This is a genomic window from Mangrovimonas sp. ST2L15 (assembly GCF_001280515.1).
In the GTDB taxonomy this organism is placed as follows: domain Bacteria; phylum Bacteroidota; class Bacteroidia; order Flavobacteriales; family Flavobacteriaceae; genus Mangrovimonas; species Mangrovimonas futianensis.
The window spans coordinates 1-863 of the sequence record NZ_LBIQ01000004.1; the positions used below are offsets into that span (position 1 = coordinate 1).

The window sequence follows — 863 nt, forward strand, 5'->3', positions numbered from 1 at the left end:
CCATCGGCAACCACGACCTATGAGGTAACGGTAACAACCGGCGAGTGTTCTTCCACAGATTCAGTAACGGTTACAGTGACCCAACCTGAAACACCAGAATTGGTTGTATCTGCAGGAGATGATGTAACCATCTGTGAGGGAAGTACTGCTGTATTGACCGCCTCAGAAGGAGAGAGCTATCAGTGGAACAACGGTGCCACTACCCAAAGTATTGAGGTATCACCAAATACCACTACGGAATATACAGTGACCGTGAGCCAAGGAGAGCAGAGCGGAAGCGCCAGTGTGACTGTCGACGTCAATGCCTTACCAACTGCCGATGCAGGATCAGATGTGAGCATGGAAGTAGGATCCACAGTTGTGTTGACCGCAACCGGTGGTGAGGGCTATCAGTGGAGCAACGGGGCCGTGACCCAGAGTATTGAGGTAAGCCCATCGGCAACCACGACCTATGAGGTAACGGTAACAACCGGCGAGTGTTCTTCCACAGATTCAGTAACGGTTACAGTGACCCAACCTGAAACACCAGAATTGGTTGTATCTGCAGGAGATGATGTAACCATCTGTGAGGGAAGTACTGCTGTATTGACCGCCTCAGAAGGAGAGAGCTATCAGTGGAACAACGGTGCCACTACCCAAAGTATTGAGGTATCACCAAATACCACTACGGAATATACAGTGACCGTGAGCCAAGGAGAGCAGAGCGGAAGCGCCAGTGTGACTGTCAACGTCAATGCCTTACCAACTGCCGATGCAGGATCAGATGTGAGCATGGAAGTAGGATCCACAGTTGTGTTGACCGCAACCGGTGGTGAGGGCTATCAGTGGAGCAACGGGGCCGTGACCCAGAGTATTGAGGTAAG

At 51.4% G+C, this 863-nt stretch carries 1 pseudogene; it reads left to right on the forward strand.

Features of this window, described 5'->3' with window-relative positions:
• Positions 1-863 (forward strand): annotated as a pseudogene (locus ZA07_RS16075) (hypothetical protein); the annotation flags it as partial.